Here is a 694-nt window from a genome sequence, read left to right on the forward strand (position 1 = left end):
ATCCAGACTCCCAGGATGTCCTTTCTGCCATCCATGGTGACACCCAGCACCACATAGGCTGCTTTGGTCACGTACCGCCGGTCTTCCCGAACCTTATAGTGAATGGCGTCCATGAACACGAACGGATACACCGGCTCCAGCGGACGGTTCTGCCAGGCTGTGACCTCCGGCATGATCTTTTCGCTGATCTTCGTTACCAGCTCCGGAGAGATCTCCACTCCGTACAGTTCCTTGACCTGCTCAGCGATATCCCGCTGGCTCATACCGCAGGCGTACAGCGCCAGGATCTTATCCTCCATCCCGTCTGCATTCCGGTCATACTTGCCGATGATCTTGGGCTCGAAAGAGCCGTTCCGGTCCCGGGGCACCTTGATGTCCACCTCACCCAGCTGGGTCTTGACGGTCTTCTTCGTGTAGCCGTTGCGGTAGTTTCTGGGGGCTCCCTCCGGCTCGTCTGAGCGCTCGCAACGCTCGCGGCCAAGCTCTTCGTCCATCTCCACTTCCATGACGGTCTGGATGACATCCCGGAACATTTCCTTCATGGCCTCCATGATTTCCGTCGTGCTGGTGAAGTGCTGGCTCTGAACGTATTCCTTCAACAAATCCTGTGGTACTGGCTGCATAATCTTCGTCTCCTTCGTCTTGAATGTTTGTTCTCATTCTTGACTTAGTCGAAGATTTTCATACTGTCGAG

The 694-nt window shown here is 55.2% G+C and carries 1 protein-coding gene; it reads right to left on the bottom strand.

Going from position 1 to position 694, the window contains the following annotated elements:
• Positions 1 to 623 (bottom strand): IS256 family transposase (locus JQM68_RS13610; RefSeq protein ID WP_235223560.1); only part of this gene is annotated, 623 nt, incomplete at its 3' end.
• Positions 624 to 694: the final 71 nt, after the last annotated feature.

The sequence above is a fragment of the Oscillibacter valericigenes genome, from assembly GCF_021531435.1.
Classification (GTDB): Bacteria; Bacillota; Clostridia; order Oscillospirales; family Oscillospiraceae; genus Oscillibacter; species Oscillibacter valericigenes_B.